This is a genomic window from Kitasatospora sp. NPDC057518 (assembly GCF_042802075.1).
In the GTDB taxonomy this organism is placed as follows: domain Bacteria; phylum Actinomycetota; class Actinomycetes; order Streptomycetales; family Streptomycetaceae; genus Kitasatospora.
Genome location: NZ_JBHVEU010000594.1, coordinates 1 through 4506 on the forward strand (window position 1 = coordinate 1; position 4506 = coordinate 4506).

General features: G+C 74.8%; 3 protein-coding genes and 1 pseudogene. 2 read left to right on the forward strand and 2 right to left on the reverse strand.

What is annotated here, in order from left to right; all coding sequences use genetic code 11:
- Positions 1–22: 22 nt before the first annotated feature.
- Positions 23–1099 (reverse strand): restriction endonuclease, encoded by a 1077-nt coding sequence (locus tag ACFU7Z_RS36745; protein WP_049652136.1) that lies wholly within the window; start codon positions 1097–1099, stop codon positions 23–25.
- Between the two features lie 229 nt (positions 1100–1328).
- On the opposite strand from ACFU7Z_RS36745, the gene ACFU7Z_RS36750 reads away from it, so the two are divergent.
- On the forward strand, positions 1329–1829 hold the full coding sequence (locus ACFU7Z_RS36750) for an inorganic diphosphatase (protein WP_049652137.1): 501 nt from the start codon (positions 1329–1331) through the stop codon (positions 1827–1829).
- Between the two features lie 55 nt (positions 1830–1884).
- Here ACFU7Z_RS36750 and ACFU7Z_RS36755 read toward each other — a convergent pair whose 3' ends face one another.
- The gene (locus ACFU7Z_RS36755) at positions 1885–3144 is read right to left on the reverse strand and encodes a pyroglutamyl peptidase (protein WP_380782407.1); all 1260 of its coding nucleotides are present in this window, start codon (positions 3142–3144) and stop codon (positions 1885–1887) included.
- Positions 3145–3402: 258 nt separating this feature from the next.
- Between ACFU7Z_RS36755 and ACFU7Z_RS36760 the strand changes: the two are divergent.
- Positions 3403–3954: pseudogene (locus ACFU7Z_RS36760) on the forward strand (TerD family protein); the annotation flags it as partial.
- Positions 3955–4506: the final 552 nt, after the last annotated feature.

Consider the following 4506-nt stretch of genomic DNA (forward strand, 5'->3'; position numbering starts at 1 on the left):
CCTCACGTCGTGCCGCGCCGGGTCACGCGTCCACGACCTCCAGGCCGTACGCGGTCACGGCCTGCCGCAGCCCGCCCGGGTACCCGGCGAGCGCCGGGGTGAACTCCCAGTCCCCGGAGGGCTCGCGGTCGAACCGGCCGAGCCGCATCGCGGTGTTGGTCTCCGCGCCGTCCGCCAGGTGCACCACGGCCGCGTCCTGTCCGGCGCCGGCCTCCAGGATCAGCGCGGGCCCGGCGAACCCGCCCATGGTGGCCCCGGGGTGGTTCTCGGTGTCGGCGGCGGCGATGACCACCAGCCGGTCGACGTCGGCGGGCAGCGCGTCGAAGTCGACCATCAGGCAGGCGTTCGCGTCGCCGTAGCCGGTCACCAGCCGCACCGAACCGTCCGGCGTGGAGCCGTTGTTGTAGAACACCAGGTGGTCGTCGGAGAGCGCCACGTTGCCCCGGCAGACCAGGGCGGCGATGTCGTACTCCTCCTCCCCGGTCCAGTGCAGGAGCAGCCGGGAGGGCTCGGCGGCCACCTCGATCGCGGGCAGTCCGTCCAGGGCGCCGGCCTCGGCGGAGGCCTCGTCCTGGACGGCCGCGAAGACCTCGTGGAAGCCGTGGTGCTTGAGCAGACCGACCAGCTCGGAGCCGTTCAGCAGGGTGATCGGCTTGCCCGCGACGAACTGGTGCGAGCTGGGGCCGAACCTGCTGGTGGTGACCAGGACGGCCTTGGTCGCGGCCTGGTCGTGCCGCAGCGTCCCGTACAGGTCCCGCACCGCGGTGGGCGCCACCGTGTCCCGGTACCGCTTCACCTGCACGATGACGTTGCCGCCGCGGAACGGGTCGGGGTCGATGCCGCGGACGTCCACCCCGCCGTCCCGGGACCGGGCGGTGAGCTCGACCTTCATGCCCATCGCCTCCATCAGCCGGGCGATGAGGCCTTCGAACTCGACCGGGTCCATCGCCAGCAGGAGCTGGAGTTCGCGGACGCGCCTGGCCATCCGGCCGCGGTTGGCGTTGGTGTCGTCGCGGAGGTGACGGAAGAGCGCGCGCTGGGCGCGGCGTTCGTCGGCGTCGGGGTTGCTGAGGCGGTGGAGCTTCCGGCTCCGGGACATGGGCGTGCCCCCTCTTGCATGGTGACGGCTGTTGCAGGCGTCACCGTAGAGGAATCGTGGACGAAGAATTGTCGGGCCGTCACTTCCGCCGCACAATCGAGACCTGGCGCACGGGCACCGGCGTGCGCACGGGCCTCGGGCGGCGCGGGGGCGGCTCGACGGCGGGGGTGCTTCCGGTGGCCGTCCGGACGGCGGACAATCCCCCCAGGAGCCGAGGAGGAGGCCAGCGGTGGAGTTCGAGGTCATGATCGAGACCCCGCAGGGGTCGCGGAACAAGTACGTGATGGACTTCGTGGCGGGCCGGATCCGGCTGGACCGCACCCTCTTCACGGCCACCGCCTACCCCGCCGACTACGGCTACGTCGAGGGCACCCTCGGCGGCGACGGCGAGCCGCTGGACGCCCTGGTGCTCGGCGGCGAGCCGGCCGTCCCCGGCTGCGTGCTCACCTGCCGGGCGGTGGGCGTGTGGGTGATGCGCGACGAACGCGGCCCGGACCAGAAGGTGCTCTGCGTCCCGGCCCACGACCCGCGCTACGCCGACCTGCGGGACATCGGCGACCTGCGCGAGTTCGACCTGCTGGAGATCACCCACTTCTTCCAGGTGTACAAGGACCTGGAGCGCGGCAAGTCCGTCGAGGGCTCGCACTGGGCGGGCCGCGACGCCGCCTACGCGGAGATCGCCGAGTCGCGGGCCCGCGCGGCGGGCACCCGCTTCGCCGACCCGGCGTAGCGGGCGCCCCCCGGACCGTCCGCGGACCGTCCCCGGGACGTGCCCGGACGGTCCGTCAGAGCCTGGCGGCGCTCAGGATCGCGCGGACCTCGTCGCCGATCGCGGCCTCGTTCTGCTCGAACTCCGGTGCGGTGAGCCGGTCCGGGTCGGCCGGCAGGCCGTTCAGGACCGGGGTGTGCAGATGGCCGCCGGGGAGGTCCGGGGCGAGGAACAGGCGCAGCCGGTTGGAGCGGTAGGCGACCTCGTTGGAGAGGTATCCGCCGCCGCCACCGGAGACCGCGCGGGAGCCGGGGGTGGGGCCGTCCGGCCGGAAGACCGGCCCGGTGGCGCCCGCCGGGATCTCGGTGACGAAGGTGTCGAGCAGCACCGGGAAGGGCTGCTGGACGGCCCGCATGGCGTCGGTCGGCAGGGTGGTGCGGACGAACTGCGGCCCGGGGGCCAGCCCCGGGGCGTCCACCGGGTGCTGGGAGGTGCCGCCGGAGAGCGCGGCCACGTTGTCGGTGGCCGGGTCGGCGGAGCGGGCGCGCCCGGCCCACTCCTCCAGGGTGAACTTGCCCGGGTAGCCCTGGCTGATGCTGGTGATCAGGTCGGCGGACTGCCGGCCCGGCCGCAGGTGCGGGGTGAAGGCGCGCTCCACGATGCCCTTGTCGAAGTCCCCGTAGCGCACCGGCAGGACGACCGCCCGGACCTCGGCGGCGCTGCCGTCGGCGAGGGTGATCCGCTGCCCGTGCAGCTGCAGGACGGCGGACCCGGAGGGGTTGGCGCGGCGCGCCTCGGCGTCCAGGCCGAACGGGTCGAAGCCGCTGACGAAGATCCGCCGGACGCCGGGGGCGGCGCTGAAACCGTCGTCCAGGCCGCGCGAGGCGTCCTCGAAACGGGCCCGCAGCGCGGCGTGGTCGACGTCGAACCGGGGCTGCCAGCGGGCGAGCTGGACGGTCATGGCGAGCCTGGTCCAGTACAGCGGGCGGTCGTCCCGGGCGGGCAGTTCACCGCTCGGCCGCCGGCCCTGGGCGCGGTCCACGCCCGCCTGCCAGAGCGTCCGGCCCCAGGTGTCGGCCACCCGTTCGGCCTGCCGGGCGTTGCGGGCGGCGCACAGCGCGGAGGGGAAGCCGCCGAGCAGCTCGCCCAGGCCGGAGTGCTCGGTGAAGCCGGCCGTGCGGGCGTCCTGGAGGCGGGCCTGCTCGGCGTCCAGCGGCACCGTGGCGGAGGTGCGGCAGCCGGCCGGGGCGGCCTGGGCGGCGGCCGGGGCCAGCAGGGCGACGAGGGTTCCGGCGAGCGCGGCGGCCAGTCCGGCGGTGCGGCGTAGACATGTCATGTGCGCTGACAATAGGTCCGGACCTGACGGCCCGCCAGAGTGCCGACACGGCGCGCCGTACGCCGGTCCAAGGGCCGCCGGACCGGCCCGTCCGGTACCGGGAGGCGCCGCCGCGGGCCCCTCGGGCGGCGTTCCGCCGCTGGTGGGACGGCGTTCCGGCCCGGACGGAAAGCCGGCGGTTCGACCGGGAACCGCCGCGAGTTCTACAGCGTTGTCGTGGTCGAACAGCGGTACTCGTACGGTGGTGGAGGAAGTTCCATGAGCGTGGCCCTGACGAAGGGTGGCAACGTCTCCCTGGGCAAGCAGGCCCCCGGGGTGCGGGTGGTGCGGGTGGGCCTGGGCTGGACGGCCGGTGACGGGTACGACCTGGACGCCAGCGCGCTGCTCTGCGGGGCGGACGGGAAGGTCGCCTCGGACCAGCACTTCGTCTTCTTCAACAACCTGCGGAGCCCGGACGGCTCGGTCCGCCACCTGGGCGGGGCCGGCGGCGGCGCCGACCGCGAGCAGGTCGAGGTCCGGCTCGCGGAGGTCCCCGCCGGGGTGGAGAAGGTCGTCTTCGCGGTGGCGATCTACGACGCGGCGCAGCGGCGGCAGTCCTTCGGGCAGGTCCGCGGCGCCCACATCCGGGTCGTCGACCCGGACAGCGGCACCGAGGTGGCCCGGTACGACGTGGCGTCGGAGGCCGGCAGCGAGACGGCGATGGTGTTCGGCGAGCTGTACCGGCACGGCGCGGACTGGAAGTTCCGGGCGGTCGGGCAGGGGTACGCCGACGGGCTCGCGGGCATCGCCACCGACTTCGGGGTGGACGTCCTGCAGCCGGCGCCCGCCGCCGCCCCGCCCGCCCCGGTGAAGCCGCCGGTCGCGCCGCCCGCCCCGCCCGTGGCTCCGCCCGCCGCGCCGCCGGCGCCGGTCGCGGCCCCCGTGCCGGCCGTGCTGCCCGCCGCCGCGCCCGCCGTTCCGATGACCCGGCAAGGACCAGGGAGTTACCCCGTGACGTGTTTCTTCGACCCCTCGCACGGCGCCGGCACCACGGCGGTGTACTGGTCGCCGCAGTGGGGCGTGCCGCGCCAGATCGAGGCCTGCGTGGCCTGCGCCCAGCGGGTGCAGACCAACGTCCCGCCGTTCTACACCCCGGCGCAGGCGGGCTACCCGCAGCCGGTCCAGCAGGGCCAGCCGCCGCAGGTGCCCGGCCAGCAGGCCCAGGGCGGACGGCGCTTCGGCACCGGCGCGCTGATCGGCGCCGGCGCGGCCGGCCTGGTCGGCGGCGCGCTGCTGAACGAGGCCTTCGACGACGACCCGCAGGTGGTCGTCAACAACTACTACGAGGACGACGGCTTCTTCTAAACCGTCTTCTGAACCGTC

Coding starts and splice junctions, on each gene's coding strand:
- ACFU7Z_RS36755 (WP_380782407.1), bottom strand. CDS start 3,144: ATGACATGTCTACGCCGCACCGCCGGACTGGCCGCCGCGCTCGCCGGA.
- ACFU7Z_RS36745 (WP_049652136.1), bottom strand. CDS start 1,099: ATGTCCCGGAGCCGGAAGCTCCACCGCCTCAGCAACCCCGACGCCGAC.